Source organism: Arthrobacter sp. B0316-5-4 (genome assembly GCF_059090325.1).
Genome location: NZ_JBNHFN010000002.1, coordinates 16,816 through 32,210 on the forward strand (window position 1 = coordinate 16,816; position 15,395 = coordinate 32,210).

The window sequence follows — 15,395 nt, forward strand, 5'->3', positions numbered from 1 at the left end:
TGTATACAGAAATCAGCTTCGGTTCCAGCCGTATTCGTTTTCGGGCCGCCCCGGAGTTCCGTACCGTGCCGCCCGGGTAACTGTCCCGGCGTCGGCCAGGTACTCCAGGTATCGGCGGGCGGTGACGCGGGACATTCCGAGCGCCTCCATGACTTCGCTGGCCGACACAGGCTGTTGCCGCGCCCGGACCAGGTCCTTCACGGACTCCAGGGTGGAGCCGGACAGGCCCTTCGGCAGCGGCAACTCCGTCGGAGCGCGAAGGCTCGCGAACGCCTGGTCCACGTCGCTCTGCGACGCTCCGGCCTTGGAGATCCCGGACATCGACCCTGCCAACTGGTCACGGAAGGTCCGGTAGCTGCCCAGCTTGTCGGCGAACGTCGCGTAGGTAAAGGGCTTGATGAGGTACTGCACGACGCCGATCGACACGGCACTGCGCACGATGTTCAGTTCCCGGACGGCGGTAATCGCGATGATGTCCGCAAAAACTCCTGCCGACCGCATGCGGCGGGCCACGTCCAGGCCGTGCAGGTCAGGCAGGTTCATGTCCAGCAGTACCAGGTCAACCGGTGCGCCGGCGGCGGCAAATTCACTGAGGATACGCAGGGCCGACTGCCCATCGGGTGCCGTACCCACCAAAGTGAACCCCTCAAGACGGCCGACGTAGACGGAGTGGGCATCGGACGCTATCGGCTCGTCCTCAACCACCAGGACGCGGATGTCTGTCATTCCTGCTCTTCCTCGGGATCCGGCACGGGCAACACAACATGGAACTGCGCACCGCCGGGATTGCTGATGGTCATCGTACCGTTCAGTCGCTGCACCGCCTGCCTCACCAACGCCAGTCCGACCCCGCGGCCATGGGCTCCTCCCGCGCCCGCTGCCGGGGACTTGGTGCTGAAACCGTACTGGAGCACGTCATCAATGGACCCCGGGTCGATGCCACTGCCGGTGTCCCGCACCGTGAATTCGACGGCGGCAGCTCCGGCTTCCACATCCAACTCCACTGTTCGCGGGTACTCACCGGCGGCGGCCGCATCGATTGCATTGTCCAGCAGGTTGCCGAGGATGGTCACCAGGTCCTGGATCTCAAGCCCGCGGACACCGGAACTCCCGGAGGTACGGACCACCAACTCCACCCCACGTTCATGGGCTTCGGCGGCCTTACCCATGACCAAGGCGCTCATCACCGGCTCGTCCACGGACGCCACCATGTCATCGGTGAGCTGCTGGCTCAACTCGAGGTCCTTCGTGGCGAAATCCAGGGCTTGCGGTGTGCGGCCCAGCTCCAACAGCGAAACGATCATGTGCAGCCGGTTGGCGTGTTCGTGGGTCTGGGCGCGCAAGGCATCGGACAACGTCTTCATGGTCTGCAGCTCAGTGCCCAAGGATTCGATCTCGGTGCGGTCGCGGATGGTGGCCACCGTGCCGTACACGGCTGGTCTCTGCCTGCTGCGCCCGGGCACTGGCGCCACAGCAGGGGCCTGGTTAACCACCAGGATCCTGGAGCCCGTGAGGTGGATTTCATCATGGGCCGGCCTGCCGGACTCGAACAGCGCCCGCAGGCTGCCGTCGAACGGCAGGTCGGCCAGCCGTGGGGCAGCATCAGGGGACCGATCGGCGTCGGACGGCTCCAGGCCCAGCAATTCCGCCGCTTGGTCGTTGTACATGACTGCCTTGCCGCGTGTGTCCACCAGGATGAGTCCCTCGCGCACGGAATGCAGGACTGATTCGTAATAGGCGAAGAGTTGGGCCAGTTGTTCCGGACCCCAGCCGCGCGTCACCGAACGCAGGTATCGGCCAAGCAGCCAGGAAGCGATGGATCCGAAGGTCAACACCACCAGGGCGATGCCGCCGATCACGCCCAGGCGTTCCGCGACGTCGGTGTCCACGGTCCGCACTGTCACACCGGCCGCCACGAGCGCCTTGACCGTGCCGCCTTGGTCTTTGACGGGGGAGATGGTCCGGACCGAGGGGCCAAGCGTCCCGGCTGTGACCTCGGTGAACGTGTTGCCGTTCAAGGCCGGTTCGATGGTTCCTATGTACGGCTTGCCCAGCTCCTCTGCCCGGGGATGGGTCCACCGCGTCCTGTCCGGAGCCATGATGGTGATGAAATCCGCATCGGCCTCACTCATGACCTTCAGGGCGTAGGGCTGAAGTACTGCCGACGGGTCCGCCGTGGATGCAGCCTGGAGGACCAGCGGGTTGTTGGCTATGGACGTTGAGATGGCACGCATTCGGCTGCCCGCGTCGTCGTAAGCACGGTCCCGGGCCTCCAGCACGGAAAACGCACCGAAAGCCGCCGTCAGTATCAGGACGAACAGCAGGTTCGCCACAAACAGACGGCGGGCGATGCTCCAGCTGTGAAACACGTGGGCCTCCCATGACCAATATGACCGCAACGGTGATGTGTGTCACCAACGGCTCAATGATGGATATCACACAAGGGCAGCGGATTGGACATCAGTGCAGGACCGCAGCGCCTTACACAGTATCCAGAAGGAGAATCCCATGACCTCTCAACGAGGAGAGTCGGCAGTCGCTGCCAAAGGTGGACGCAAGGGGCTCGACAAGTCCCACTACCTGTATATCGCCGTTATCCTGGCCGTTGTGCTGGGCGCCGTAGTCGGCCTGCTGTTCCCTGAGGTCGGAAAATCCCTCAAGCCGCTGGGCGACGGTTTCATCAAGCTCATCAAGATGATGATCGCCCCCGTCATTTTCTGCACGATCGTCCTGGGTATCGGTTCGATCGCCAAGGCCGCAACGGTGGGCAAGGTGGGCGGACTGGCCCTGGGCTACTTCGTGGCGATGTCCACGTTCGCCCTGGCCATCGGCCTGGTTGTCGGCAACCTCATCCACCCGGGAGAGGGACTCAAGCTGACCCCCTATGACCCGAACAAGAAGGCCGCAACGGACAGCACCGCGGACTTCCTCCTGGGCATCATCCCGGGCGACATCCCTGTCCTGCCCACCCTGCTGGCAGCCATCCTGGTTGGCTTCGCCCTGCAGAAGATGGGCAAGGAGGGTGCTCCCATCCTGAAGGCCATCGGCCACGGGCAGCGGCTCGTCTTCCGCATCCTGATCATGATCATGTGGCTTGCTCCCGTCGGCGCCTTCGGTGCGATCGCCGCCGTCGTCGGTGCAACCGGTGCCCAAGCGATCTTCAGCATGTTCACCCTGATGCTGGCCTTCTACATCACCTGCGCCCTGTTCATCGTGGTCATCCTGGGAACGCTGCTCCGGGTCGTGGCCGGCGTCAACATCTTCCGGCTCATGAAGTACCTGGCCCGCGAGTACCTGCTCATCTTCTCCACGTCCTCCTCCGAAGCTGCCCTGCCCCGCCTCATCGCCAAGATGGAGCACCTGGGTGTGTCCAAGCCGGTTGTTGGCGTCACGGTCCCCACGGGCTACTCCTTCAACCTGGACGGCACAGCCATTTACCTGACCATGGCCTCCCTCTTCGTCGCCAACGCCATGGGCACTCCACTGGACCTGGGCGCCCAGATCTCGCTGCTCATCTTCATGATCATCGCCTCCAAGGGTGCTGCCGGTGTCACCGGCGCAGGCCTGGCAACACTCGCCGCCGGCCTCCAGGCACACAAGCCCGAACTCCTGGGCGGCGTGGGCATGATCGTGGGAATCGACCGGTTCATGTCCGAGGCCCGCGCCTTGACCAACTTCACCGGCAACGCCGTGGCCACGGTCCTGATCGGCACCTGGGTCAAGGAAATCGACAATGGCCAAGTGGAGCGCGTCCTCTCCGGCAGCGAACCCTTCGACGAGCAGACCATGATCGCCCACGGCAGTGACGAGGAAACTGCCCCCGAGGGTGAGCCCCGGGAGAAGGCAACCGTCTAGCACCGCAACGCGAAGCACGCACTGAAAAGAAGGCCGGCACCTGTTGGGTGCCGGCCTTCCGTGCTCCCGGGGCCCGACCCGGCGCCCCGACCAGAACCTTCGACCTCAACTAGAGGGTCAAGGCTCAATACGCGGCCAATGTCAAGTTCCCCGGAATACCGTGTCGGGGCCTGTAGCCTAAGTGGGTAGTAGCGCTGAAGCCGGGGGCACAGCAGCAGGGAAGATCGTCGTCGAAAGAGTGGTTGGATACGTGAGCATCGAACGGGGTTCCGCAACGTTGGAAGGTACCGGGCTCGATCTGGAAGACGCCATCATGGGGCCCACTGGGCGCCCCCACCGCGAATTTCCGGAACCCGCTCCGTTGGCCTCCCACGGCCCGGCGAGAGTCATCGCCATGGTCAACCAAAAGGGTGGCGTAGGCAAAACCACGTCCACCATCAATCTCGCGGCTGCGCTCGCAGAGTACGGTCGGCGTGTCCTCCTGGTGGACTTCGATCCCCAGGGTGCACTGTCCGCTGGGCTGGGTGCCAATCCGCACGAGCTCGACCTCACCGTCTACAACGTCCTCATGGACCGCAAGGTGAGCATCCGCGACGCCATCCAGCAGACCGGTGTGGACGGCGTGGACCTCCTGCCCGCCAACATCGACCTTTCCGCGGCCGAAGTCCAGTTGGTGAACGAGGTAGCCCGCGAGCAGGTCCTGGACCGCGCACTGAAGAGCGTCGAAGACGATTACGACGTCGTCCTGATCGACTGCCAGCCTTCCCTGGGCCTCCTGACCGTCAACGCACTGACAGCAGCACACGGAGTCATCATTCCGTTGATCTGCGAGTTCTTCGCCTTGCGCGCGGTCGCCCTCCTGGTGGAGACCATCGAAAAGGTGCAGGACCGCCTCAACCCGCGCCTGCAGGTGGACGGTGTCCTGGCTACCATGTACGACGCCCGCACGCTGCACAGCCGCGAAGTGATCTCACGGTTGGTTGAGGCCTTCGGCGACAAAGTCTTCGAAACCGTCATCAAACGCTCCATCAAGTTTGCCGATGCAACCGTCGCGGCCGAGCCGATCACCAGCTACGCCGGCAACCACATTGGCGCAGACGCCTACCGCCGCCTTGCCAAGGAACTGATTTCGCGCGGCGGCGCGCCGTAGCGGACGGTGGGACCATCGCTCGCCCCGATGACTGACACTCCCGCGGCCGCGTCAGCAACCGTAGGGGATACAGCGCCCGACGCCGGTACCTCCGAGGCCCGCAAGCCGGGCTTCGAGGTGCGGCTGGCCAACTTCACTGGCCCCTTCGACCTCCTTCTGGGCCTGATATCCAAGCACAAGCTGGATATCACCGAAGTGGCGTTGGCTACAGTCACCGATGAGTTCATCAAGTACATTCGCCGCCTGCAGGAACTCGGCGAGGACTGGGCGTTGGACGAGGCCAGCGAGTTCCTGGTGATCGCCGCAACGTTACTGGACCTTAAGGCTGCGCGCCTCCTTCCGGCCGGCGAAGTGGAAGACGCAGAGGATATTGCACTCCTCGAGGCCCGGGACCTGCTCTTCGCCAGGCTCCTGCAGTACAAAGCCTTCAAGGAAATTGCCGGGATACTGGGCGGGACCTTGGAAGAGGAAGCACTCCGCTACCCGCGGCAGGTGGCCTTGGAAGGCCACTTCGCGGCGTTGCTCCCTGAACTCGTGTGGCGGCACACGCCCGGACAGTTCGCGGAACTGGCGGCCAAGGCGCTCAAACCCAAGGACACTGCGGCCCCGGAAGTTGGCCTGGACCACCTCCATGCTCCGCCGGTCAGTGTTAAAGAGCAGGCAGAAATCATGGGCTACCGCTTGAAGCTGGGCGCACCCCTTACTTTTAACGCGTTGATCGCTGATGCCGAGACCACCCTGACGGTGGTGGCCCGCTTCCTTGCCTTGTTGGAGATGTTCCGGGACCGGGTGGTTGCCTTCGAGCAGCCCGAGCCCCTTGCCGTGCTGACAGTGCGTTGGACCGGCGACGACGCCACCTGGGACAGTTCCAGCCTGAGCGAGGAATACGGGGCAGGACCAGGCATGGACGAATCCGGGAATGATGGAGACAGTAATGAGTGAACAGGTAACGGAGCCGGACGGCCTGGCCGGGCTGGAAAAACTGCCGGGCGGAGCCCGCGCTGCGTTGGAAGCTGTCCTCATGGTCATCGACGAGCCAGCCACCACCGAAGAGCTGGCCGCGGGACTGAACGTCACGGTCGCCGTCGTCGAGGATTTGCTGCATGACCTGCAGCGGGAGTATAGCGGCTATACTGTTAAAGCCCCGGACGTGGATGCTGTCGGCTTTGCCGATGCCAGCACTGCACCCCGGGGTTTTGAATTGCGGAACGTCGCCGGAGGATGGCGGATCTATTCGCGGTCGGATTTCGCCGACATCGTGGGCAGGTTCGTCCTGGAAGGGCAGACCACCAGGCTGACTCAGGCGGCGCTTGAGACTCTGGCGGTCATTGCCTACCGGCAACCGGTCTCCAGGGCCCGGGTGTCCGCGATTCGAGGCGTCAATGTCGATTCCGTCGTCCGGACTCTTACCCAGCGTGGTTTGATCGAGGACTCCGGAAACGATCCCGAATCCGGGGCGGTCCTGTACAGGACTACCTCCTACTTCCTTGAGCGGATGGGCATTGGCTCGGTGGCAGAACTGCCCCAGCTCTCGCCCCACCTTCCGGGTTTGGAAGGGATCGACGAGTACTACGACGCCACCCGGATGTAGCCAACGGCCACAGACGGCAGCACCAAAACTTAATACGGACACACGCACCACAACAAGGTGCACAGCAACAAGGGGCAGACGATGTCTGTCCGGCTGGCTAGTGTTGATTTCAACACCAAATGCCGGCCATTACTACACAAGGACGGGTCATGACACAGGCGGGACGCCAGAGTTCACCACGTAACGGTTCGGGGCGCAACAGCTCCGGACGCAATGAGGCCAAGGGCGGCGCAGGCCGCTCCAACGCCGGCGGCTTCTCCGGCCGCGGCGGCAGCGCCGGCGCTGGAAAGCGCAACTTCACCCAGGGCGAGGGTCGCCCCTACAAGGCTTCGAAGCCGCGCGAAGCGGCTCCCTTCGATCCCGACAACCCCACATCGGCCGGCGATTACGATCGCGGCCAGGCCGCCAGGCCAGCCAAGCCTTTCCGTAAGCCCGGCTCCAACAAGCCCGGCTTTGGCAAGGCTCCCGGTACTCCGGGCGCGCTGAAGCCCAAGCCGAAGCAGGCAAAGCAGTTCGGCTCCAAAGCGTTCGGCAGCGAACGCTTCGGCCAGAACCTGGGCCCCATCCGCAAGCCGGGCCGCAACCGCGGACCGCGACAGGAAGTCCCGCAGTCGGATCTTCACGACGTAGACGGCGTACGCCTGCAGAAGGTCATGGCGCAGGCCGGCGTGGCTTCCCGCCGCGTCTGTGAGGAAATGATCCTCGAAGGTCGCGTCGAGGTTGACGGCGTGGTGACCACCGAGCTCGGCATGCGCGTGGATCCCACGGCTGCCGTGATCCACGTTGACGGCATCCGGATCCAGCTCGACGAAACGCTGGTTTACATGGTGTTCAACAAGCCCAAGGGCGTCGTTTCCACCATGGAAGACCCCGAGGGTCGTCCCTGCATCAGCGACTTCCTCAAGAACAACAAGAACAAGGGCGAACGGCTGTTCCACGTCGGCCGCCTCGATGTCGCCACCGAGGGACTGCTGCTGCTGACGAACGACGGCGAACTCGCCAACCGTCTGACGCACCCTTCCTATGAGGTGCCCAAGACGTACCTGGTGCAGGTCCGTGGCCCGTTCCCGCAGGGCGTCGGCGCCAAGCTCAAGAACGGCGTCGAGCTCGAAGATGGCGTAGCAGCTGTGGACTCGTTCAAGCTGGTTGACTCCACTCCCGGCCACGTCCTGATCGAGGTTGTCCTCCACTCCGGCAAGAACCGTATTGTGCGTCGCATGTTCGACGCCGTCGGTTTCCCGGTGGAGCGGCTGGTCCGTGTCAAGGTCGGTCCCATCGGTTTGGGCGACCAGCGACAGGGCAGCATCCGCAACCTCGGCAGGCAGGAAGTCGGACACCTCCTGGCATCCGTAGGGCTCTAGGGCATGTCGGCATTCGGTACGCACGGCCGGGGCCATCTCGATGGCCCGGTCGTCGTTCTCGGTACAGGCCTGCTTGGGGCCAGCATAGGCCTGGGCCTGCGCGGCCGCGGGGTTCCCGTCTTCCTTTTTGATCCGTCACCGACCAACCAGGCCGTTGCCGTGGATATCGGCGCGGGGCGTCCGTTGGCGGAGCTGGACCAGGAACCCCAGCTTGTTGTTGTTGCCGCACCGCCGGACGTCACGGCCGATGTCGTGGAGAAGGCGCTTGCGGATTACCCGTCCGCGGTCGTCGTCGATATTGCCAGCGTGAAAGCCGCCATCCAGGCTGAACTGCGTGAGCGGGGCGTGGATCTCACCCGGTACGTGGGTACCCATCCCATGGCCGGCCGGGAAAAGTCGGGTCCGGTCGCGGCGCGCGGTGAGCTTTTCACATCCATGCCGTGGGTTGTTTGTCCGACGGAGGAAACCGGAAGTGCGGCCCTGCAGGCGGCCCGGTCCCTCGCCGGAGATCTCGGGGCGACCGTTTCGCAGTTCACCGCCGACGAGCACGATGAAGCCGTGGCCTTGGTTTCGCATCTGCCGCAGATCATGTCATCCCTGCTCGCCAGCCGTCTCCAGGGGACGCCGCTGCATGCGTTGTCCCTGGCGGGCAACGGACTGAGGGACACCACCCGCATCGCGGCCAGCGATCCCACGCTGTGGGTGCAGATCCTGGGCGGCAATGCGAACAAGGTGGTGTCGATTTTGCACGGCGTCCGCGAGGACCTGAACCGCCTGATCGGAACACTGGAAGAACCCCTGGCACCCGGCGCCCGGCTTGACCTTGCACAGCTCATCAGCGAGGGCAATGCGGGGCAGGCCCGGATCCCGGGCAAGCACGGCGGACCTCCGCAGGCCTACTCGTGGCTCACCATCCTGGTGGACGACAAGCCAGGCCAGATCGCGCAGCTCCTGACGGAGATCGGCGAGATCGGCGTGAACCTCGAAGACCTCCGGCTCGACCATTCGTCGGGTCAGAACGTGGGCATGGTGGAGCTTTCCGTGCTTCCCAGCAAGCACGACCTCCTTGTTGAAGCTTTGACTGACCGTGGATGGCGGGTACTCCAGTAATGACACGAGAATTCTTTGGCCCCGAAACGGTTGCCCGCCCCGGCAAGCCTTTGGTGATTGCCATCGACGGCCCTTCAGGTTCCGGGAAGTCCAGCGTCAGCAAAGAGGTGGCCAGGCGCTTGAAGCTGGCCTACCTCGACACCGGCGCCATGTACCGTGCCCTGACCTGGTATTGCCTGAAGACCGGTGTGGACCTTCACGACGGCGCCGCGGTGGAGGACGCCTCCAAGAAAATCCCGTTGGAAATCAGCACGTCCACGGCCACGGAGTATGTAGCCGTGGACGGAACGGATATCACTGAGGAAATCAGGGACCCCCTCATTTCCTCGTCGGTGAGTGCGGTCGCCACCACCCTTGGAGCGCGCACGGAACTCATTCGCCGGCAGCGGGAGCTCATCGGCCAGCACCACCACCGCATGGTGGTGGAAGGACGCGACATTACTACCGTCGTCGTCCCCAATGCCGAGGTCCGCATGCTGCTGACCGCCAGTGAGGAAGCCAGGCTCCGGCGTCGTGGCATCCAGCTGGGTGGCACGCAAAGCAAGGAACAACTGGCCGCCCAGGTGATCCAGCGCGATGCCAAGGACTCCACGGTGGTGAACTTTACGCAGGCAGCCGACGGCGTAGTGACGCTCGATTCTTCGGACCTGGACTTCGAGGAGACGGTGAATACTGCCCTGGCGATCGTCAGCAAGGTCATCTATGGCGACTGAGAACCAGCTTCCAGCGCCATGGACGCGGCTGTGGAGCCGTCCCATCGGATGGATCATTGACCATGTGTTCTACCGGACCGAGGTCACGGGCAAAAGTAACGTGCCCGCCGCCGGACCGGTGGTTTTCGCCGCCAACCACATCAGCTTCCTCGACGGCCCGGTTATGTTCGGTGCTTCGCCCCGCCCCATGCACATCCTGGTCAAGAAGGAGATGTTCACAGGTATCCTCGGCAAGGTCCTCAGGGGCTCCGGGCAGATTCCCGTGGACCGTACAGGGGACCGCGTGGCCCTGCATACCGCCAGGAAACTGCTCGACGCCGGCCGTTGCGTCGGTATCCTGCCGGAAGGAAGCCGGGGGAGCGGTTCCGCCGAAAGCATCAGCAGCGGAGTTGCCTGGCTGGCACTGAACTCTGCCGCGACAGTCATACCGGTCGCCATTCTTGGAACCCGTCAGGGTGAAGAGCATCGGGACCATATCCCCAAACCACGCCGGAAGCTCTATGTCAGCTTCGGCGAACCAGTCACGGTGAAGCGCCGGAAGGGCGAGCCGGGGCGTGTTTCAATGGACAGGGCGGCTGCGGACATCCGCGACGCCCTGGCCGAACACGTCCAGGACGCCATCCGGGCCACGGGCCAGGGCCTCCCCAGCGAGCCTGCGCCCGGAGCATCCACTTCGCAGCACCGCCAAACAGCAGTAGCCGGGACGCCGGCAGACCACCCCTAAGGAAAGTGCAATGAGCGATACGACTCAAAAATCCGGCCTCCACGGAGCCGGCGACGACGAATACACGCCCACCGGCACCGACCAGGTGGCGGAGAACCTGGCTGCCCTGGACGACGACGAGGCCGAACTCCGCGCCGCGTCCCTCCGGGCGGGCCTGGACGATTACGAGCTCGATGAAGAAGATGCAGCGCTGCTGAGCGGCGAGTACGGCGACGAGGGCGACGAAGGCCCCCTGAAGCTGGACCCCGTCCTCGCCATCATCGGCCGGCCGAACGTGGGCAAGTCCACCCTGGTGAACCGCATCCTGGGACGCCGTGAAGCAGTGGTGGAAGACACCCCCGGCGTGACCCGCGACCGCGTGATGTACTCGGCCAACTGGAACGGCCGCAACTTCACCCTGGTGGACACCGGCGGATGGGAGCACGACGCCAAGGGCATCCACGCCCGGGTCGCTGAGCAGGCCGAGATGGCTGTTGAACTAGCAGACGCCGTGCTCTTCGTCGTGGACTCCGCCGTCGGCGCAACCGCCACGGACGAGGGCGTCATGAAGATGCTCCGCAAGAGCAAGAAGCCGGTCATCATGGTGGCCAACAAGGTTGACGACTTCGCCCAGGAAGCCGACACGGCGACGCTGTGGGGCCTTGGCTTTGGCGAGCCGTACCCCGTTTCCGCACTCCACGGCCGCGGAGTCGCCGACCTCCTTGACCACGTCATGGACACCCTGCCCGAATACTCGCTGGTGGAAGGCGTTGACCGCACTGGCGGACCGCGACGCATCGCGCTGATCGGTCGCCCGAACGTGGGCAAGTCCTCGCTGCTGAACAAGCTTGCGGGCTCCGAGCGTGTGGTGGTGGACACCTTGGCCGGCACCACGCGCGACCCTGTTGACGAGTTCATCGAACTCGGCGACCGCACCTGGCGCTTCGTGGATACTGCCGGTATCCGCCGTCGCCAGCACATGGCACAGGGTGCGGACTTCTACGCGTCCCTGCGTACGCAGGCCGCGCTCGAAAAGGCGGAGGTCGCCGTCGTGCTTCTTGCCGTCGACGAAGTCCTCAGTGAGCAGGACGTCCGCATCCTCCAGTTGGCCATTGAGTCCGGCCGTGCGCTGGTTCTCGCGTTCAACAAGTGGGACCTGCTGGACGACGAACGCCGCCGGTACCTTGAGCGCGAAATCGAGCAGGACCTGGCCCACGTTGAGTGGGCACCGCGCGTCAACATCTCAGCCAAGACCGGCTGGCACAAGGACCGCCTGGTTCCTGCGCTGGACACGGCACTGGAGAGCTGGGACCGCCGTATTCCCACCGGACGCCTGAACGCGTTCCTGGGCGAACTGGTTGCCGCACACCCGCACCCCGTCCGTGGTGGCAAGCAGCCGCGTATCCTCTTCGGCACGCAGGCATCAAGCCGGCCGCCGAAGTTCGTGCTGTTCACCACCGGCTTCCTGGACCCCGGATACCGCCGTTTCATCACCCGCCGCCTCCGCGAAACGTTCGGCTTTGAGGGCACGCCCATCGAGGTCAACATGCGTGTTCGCGAGAAGCGCGGCAAGAAGCGCTGATTGAGACGGGCATCACAGCCGAGTTTGGCTGAGATGGCGTTGGCACCCTCCAACTTCGTGTAAGCTTTTGGAGGTGGTTCGGCCGGACTGCTTAGGTGGGACTCTTCGGAGGAAAACTTAGGCGGAGAACGGTGGAACCAGCGGGCTGTAGCGCAGCTTGGTAGCGCACTTGACTGGGGGTCAAGGGGTCGCAGGTTCAAATCCTGTCAGCCCGACCATAAAGGCCGGAATCACGCGGAAACGCGGTGATTCCGGCCTTTGGTCGTTAACGTGCCATGCTCTCCCGGCTTGTCCGTTGGGCCCGGCGTTCAATGCCTGGGAAAACGAACAAGACCGGGATTCTGGCTAGGCCTTCTGCAGTGCCCCGAGCGCCCGGACCAGGGGCTCAAGCTCCGGCACGGCCTCGGCCGCATCCAGTGCCGCAGCCAGGGTGTCGTCATGGACCGGCTTGGCTGCCTCGAGCAGTTTCTGGCCGCCCGCCGTCAGTTCGGTGTAAATACCCCGACGGTCATCTGCGCACAGAATGCGGGTGAGGAGTCCGCGGTCTTCAAGCCGGTTGACCAGGCGGGTAGTGGCGCTGCTGGACAGGGCAGTGGCGCGGGCCAGTTGCTGCATCCGCATGTGCCACCCGTCCTGGCGGCTCAGGGCGTCCAGGACCGTGTATTCAACCACGGACAGGTCGCTGGCGGCCTGCAGCGCCTTCTCCAGTTCCGCCTCGATGCTTCCGTGCAGGGCTGCAAGGGTGCGCCAGCCCTGTGCCCGAACCTCGACGGCGTCATCCTTGATGCCCATGTGTGCTGTGCTCCTCAGTTGTTTGGCGGATCCGGGCAGACGCACCAGGAAAAGTAGTTGCTTGCGCAAGTATCTAGCGTGTGCAACTATATATAGAGCGTCTGCAACTAATATTCTACGGTTCCCGGCGGCGCACTTCCACTCCCGTGGGAACCACCCAGATAAGGAGCTCCACATGCCCGCAGGGTTGATTGCCCTTGCCCTAGGCGGATTTGGCATCGGATTGACCGAATTCGTGATCATGGGCCTCCTGCCGGAGGTTGCTGCCGACTTCCAGGTCAGCGAGGCTTCTGCCGGATGGTTCATTTCCGGCTACGCCCTCAGCGTCACTGTCGGTGCCCTGCTGGTGACGGCTGCGGTAACCCGCCTGCCGCGTAAACCTGTCCTCATGGGTTTGCTCGTCCTCTTCATTGCCGGCAATTTCCTTTCCGCCATCGCCGACAGCTACACGGCCATGCTGATTGGCCGCATTGTCGCCGCGCTCTGCCACGGCGCCTTCTTCGGTATCGGGTCGGTGGTGGCCGCGAGCCTGGTCCCGTCCCACAAGAAGGCCGGAGCCATCGCCATCATGTTCACCGGCCTGACGGCCGCCAATGTGCTGGGCGTGCCCTTTGGAACCCTCCTTGGCCAGAACTTCGGCTGGCGCTCCACTTTCTGGGCAATCACCGCTATTGGTGTCATCGCACTCCTCGGTATCGCGCTCATGGTCCCCAAGGCCAGCACGGAACCGACCAAGGGCCTTCGCAGCGAACTGGGTGCCTTCAAGTCCGGCCAGGTCTGGCTCTCCATCGTGGTCACCATCCTGGGCTTCGGTGGAATGTTCGGTGCCTTCACCTACATTGCTTTTACCCTGACGGAGGTCTCCGGTTTCGAGTCCGGTGCGGTGCCGTGGCTCCTGGTGCTGTTCGGAGGCGGACTCTTTGTTGGAAACTTCCTCGGTGGCAAGGCAGCGGACAAGGCCTTGGATAAGACACTCATCGTCATCCTCGCGGGGCTCGTCGTCGTACTGGTGTTCTTTGCCCTCACTGCTTCCAACGGCATTGCCACGTTGATCTCCCTGGCGCTGATGGGCGGGTTTGGATTCGCGACAGTCCCTGGCCTGCAGATGCGGGTCATGCATTTCGCCTCTACAGCGCCGACGCTTGCGTCCGGGGCGAACATCGGTGCCTTCAACCTGGGTAACGCGCTGGGAGCCTGGCTCGGCGGCGTGACCATCACGGCCGGGCTCGGCTACACGTCACCCATCTGGGCCGGCGCCGGCATTACTGTCGCAGCACTGGTGGTCATGGTCATTGCTGCCGCCACGGCCAGGCGCGGGGGAGCCGCGGCACCTGCTGCAGCGTCCGACGTCGAACGCGAACCACGCGGGGCGACTGTCGCCTGAGGCGGAACCGCCAGCAGAAAAAAACCCGCCACGGACCGTTCCGTGGCGGGTTTTTGGCGTCCTATGCCAAGGGCGTCGAGTCGGGGGTTTCCGCGGCTGCGTTCCTGGCGGCCCTGGCGCGTTCGCTTTCGGCCTGCTTCAAAGCTTTCATCTGCTTTCCTCGCCTCCTCCATACAGCCCAAAGCACTGTGATTCCAACGAAGGCCACCACGGCGGCAATCGCGGAAATTGCGGTCCAGGTTGTGAAGAATCCTGCATCCACGCTCAAGGTCCGCTGGCCCGCATGGGCTGACTCGGTGCTGCCGAAAACTATCCCGGCGGTGAGCAGGTTGGGGGTGGCGATAGCGACAGCTACCAGGAGGATGGCGATCTTCCACGGCCAGGTCACGGCTCTGCGGGTGGCCTGCCAGGCCACAAGCAAGGGAATGAAGGTGAAGACGAAGCCGTAAAACATGCCCACCAGGACGCTCGCTCCAAGGTCCCGCCGTATTTGCCCGGCGATGACATCGGACCACCAGCGCGGGAGTATGGCGCCAAGAATAAAGTAGGCGCAAACCGCGACAAGCAACGCCCCCAGTATCAGAATGACTTTGACCCCCGCATTGCCCTTTTTCCGAGCTGGTACTTGTGCTTGTTCAGTCATGGGTCAATCATGGCAGAGACCCCCTTGGGTGCAGGGGAATTGTGCCTATACTTTCAGCGGTGGCCAGCATTGCGGGCCGCCGTCGAGATTCGCCATTATCCCGATGAAAGGCCACCCGTGAGCAATATTCCAGCAGATCTTTCCTACACCGCAGAACACGAATGGGTGTCCGCTCCGGACTCCGAAGGAGTGGTGCGGATTGGCATCACCGACTTTGCACAGGATGCGCTGGGCGATGTCGTGTACGCCCAAATGCCCGAACCCGGCACCAAGGTCACCGGAAACCAAGTGGTGGGGGAGGTCGAGTCGACCAAAAGCGTCAGCGATATCTACGCTCCGGTGACGGGAGAAGTCATTAATCGCAACGACGCCCTTGATACTGATCCTGCCCTCATTAACTCCGACCCTTACGGCGAAGGTTGGCTGTTCGAAGTAAAACTGGCCGAGGCAGACGCCGTGGATTCCTTGCTCAGTGCATCGGAGTACGAACAACAGGTAGGCTAAAGTTATC

At 63.7% G+C, this 15,395-nt stretch carries 15 protein-coding genes and 1 tRNA gene; 12 read left to right on the top strand and 4 right to left on the bottom strand.

Annotated elements, in window-relative coordinates:
• Nucleotides 1-12: 12 nt before the first annotated feature.
• Nucleotides 13-726: a response regulator gene (locus tag AC5RU9_RS04395; RefSeq protein WP_494015489.1), complete on the bottom strand. Its 714-nt coding sequence runs from the start codon at nt 724-726 to the stop codon at nt 13-15.
• A complete protein-coding gene (locus AC5RU9_RS04400; protein ID WP_494015490.1) occupies nt 723-2,369 on the bottom strand; it encodes a sensor histidine kinase in 1,647 nt (548 codons plus the stop codon). Before AC5RU9_RS04400 ends, AC5RU9_RS04395 begins: the two co-directional genes overlap by 4 nt.
• A 139-nt stretch (nt 2,370-2,508) precedes the next feature.
• On the opposite strand from AC5RU9_RS04400, the gene AC5RU9_RS04405 reads away from it, so the two are divergent.
• The 10 genes from AC5RU9_RS04405 (at nt 2,509) to AC5RU9_RS04450 (ending at nt 12,283) form a co-directional block, all read left to right on the top strand.
• The gene (locus tag AC5RU9_RS04405) at nt 2,509-3,855 is read left to right on the top strand and encodes a cation:dicarboxylate symporter family transporter (RefSeq protein ID WP_211711356.1); all 1,347 of its coding nucleotides are present in this window, start codon (nt 2,509-2,511) and stop codon (nt 3,853-3,855) included.
• A 250-nt stretch (nt 3,856-4,105) separates the two neighbouring features.
• Nucleotides 4,106-5,005 carry a ParA family protein gene (locus AC5RU9_RS04410; RefSeq protein WP_211711355.1) on the top strand — a complete coding sequence of 300 codons (900 nt, stop codon included), beginning with the start codon at nt 4,106-4,108 and terminating at the stop codon, nt 5,003-5,005.
• Nucleotides 5,006-5,011: 6 nt separating this feature from the next.
• A complete protein-coding gene (locus tag AC5RU9_RS04415) occupies nt 5,012-5,947 on the top strand; it encodes a segregation and condensation protein A (protein ID WP_494015491.1) in 936 nt (311 codons plus the stop codon).
• Nucleotides 5,940-6,596, top strand: a complete 657-nt coding sequence (scpB, locus tag AC5RU9_RS04420) for an SMC-Scp complex subunit ScpB (protein ID WP_494015492.1) — start codon at nt 5,940-5,942, stop codon at nt 6,594-6,596. The genes AC5RU9_RS04415 and scpB overlap by 8 nt, the downstream gene beginning before the upstream one ends.
• Nucleotides 6,597-6,745: 149 nt before the next feature.
• Nucleotides 6,746-7,957 carry a pseudouridine synthase gene (locus AC5RU9_RS04425; RefSeq protein WP_494015493.1) on the top strand — a complete coding sequence of 404 codons (1,212 nt, stop codon included), beginning with the start codon at nt 6,746-6,748 and terminating at the stop codon, nt 7,955-7,957.
• 3 nt (nt 7,958-7,960) lie between these two features.
• Nucleotides 7,961-9,067 carry a prephenate dehydrogenase gene (locus AC5RU9_RS04430; RefSeq protein WP_494015494.1) on the top strand — a complete coding sequence of 369 codons (1,107 nt, stop codon included), beginning with the start codon at nt 7,961-7,963 and terminating at the stop codon, nt 9,065-9,067.
• Nucleotides 9,067-9,780 carry a (d)CMP kinase gene (gene cmk, locus AC5RU9_RS04435; RefSeq protein ID WP_494015495.1) on the top strand — a complete coding sequence of 238 codons (714 nt, stop codon included), beginning with the start codon at nt 9,067-9,069 and terminating at the stop codon, nt 9,778-9,780. The genes AC5RU9_RS04430 and cmk overlap by 1 nt, the downstream gene beginning before the upstream one ends.
• Nucleotides 9,770-10,504 (top strand): lysophospholipid acyltransferase family protein, encoded by a 735-nt coding sequence (locus tag AC5RU9_RS04440; protein ID WP_494015496.1) that lies wholly within the window; start codon nt 9,770-9,772, stop codon nt 10,502-10,504. Before cmk ends, AC5RU9_RS04440 begins: the two co-directional genes overlap by 11 nt.
• 10 nt (nt 10,505-10,514) lie before the next feature.
• Complete coding sequence (gene der, locus AC5RU9_RS04445; protein ID WP_211711348.1) at nt 10,515-12,065, top strand: ribosome biogenesis GTPase Der; 1,551 nt, start codon at nt 10,515-10,517, stop codon at nt 12,063-12,065.
• A 141-nt stretch (nt 12,066-12,206) separates the two neighbouring features.
• Nucleotides 12,207-12,283 (top strand) — tRNA-Pro (locus AC5RU9_RS04450).
• 127 nt (nt 12,284-12,410) lie between these two features.
• On the opposite strand, the gene AC5RU9_RS04455 is transcribed toward AC5RU9_RS04450, so the two are convergent.
• On the bottom strand, nt 12,411-12,857 hold the full coding sequence (locus AC5RU9_RS04455) for a MarR family winged helix-turn-helix transcriptional regulator (RefSeq protein ID WP_494015497.1): 447 nt from the start codon (nt 12,855-12,857) through the stop codon (nt 12,411-12,413).
• Nucleotides 12,858-13,032: 175 nt separating this feature from the next.
• Between AC5RU9_RS04455 and AC5RU9_RS04460 the strand changes: the two genes are divergently transcribed.
• Entirely contained in the window at nt 13,033-14,241 is a 1,209-nt protein-coding gene (locus AC5RU9_RS04460) for an MFS transporter (RefSeq protein ID WP_494015498.1), read from the top strand.
• A 61-nt stretch (nt 14,242-14,302) separates the two neighbouring features.
• Here AC5RU9_RS04460 and AC5RU9_RS04465 read toward each other — a convergent pair whose 3' ends face one another.
• Complete coding sequence (locus AC5RU9_RS04465) at nt 14,303-14,884, bottom strand: hypothetical protein (protein ID WP_494015499.1); 582 nt, start codon at nt 14,882-14,884, stop codon at nt 14,303-14,305.
• A gap of 117 nt (nt 14,885-15,001) precedes the next feature.
• On the opposite strand from AC5RU9_RS04465, the gene gcvH reads away from it, so the two are divergent.
• On the top strand, nt 15,002-15,388 hold the full coding sequence (gcvH, locus tag AC5RU9_RS04470; RefSeq protein ID WP_494015500.1) for a glycine cleavage system protein GcvH: 387 nt from the start codon (nt 15,002-15,004) through the stop codon (nt 15,386-15,388).
• Nucleotides 15,389-15,395: the final 7 nt, after the last annotated feature.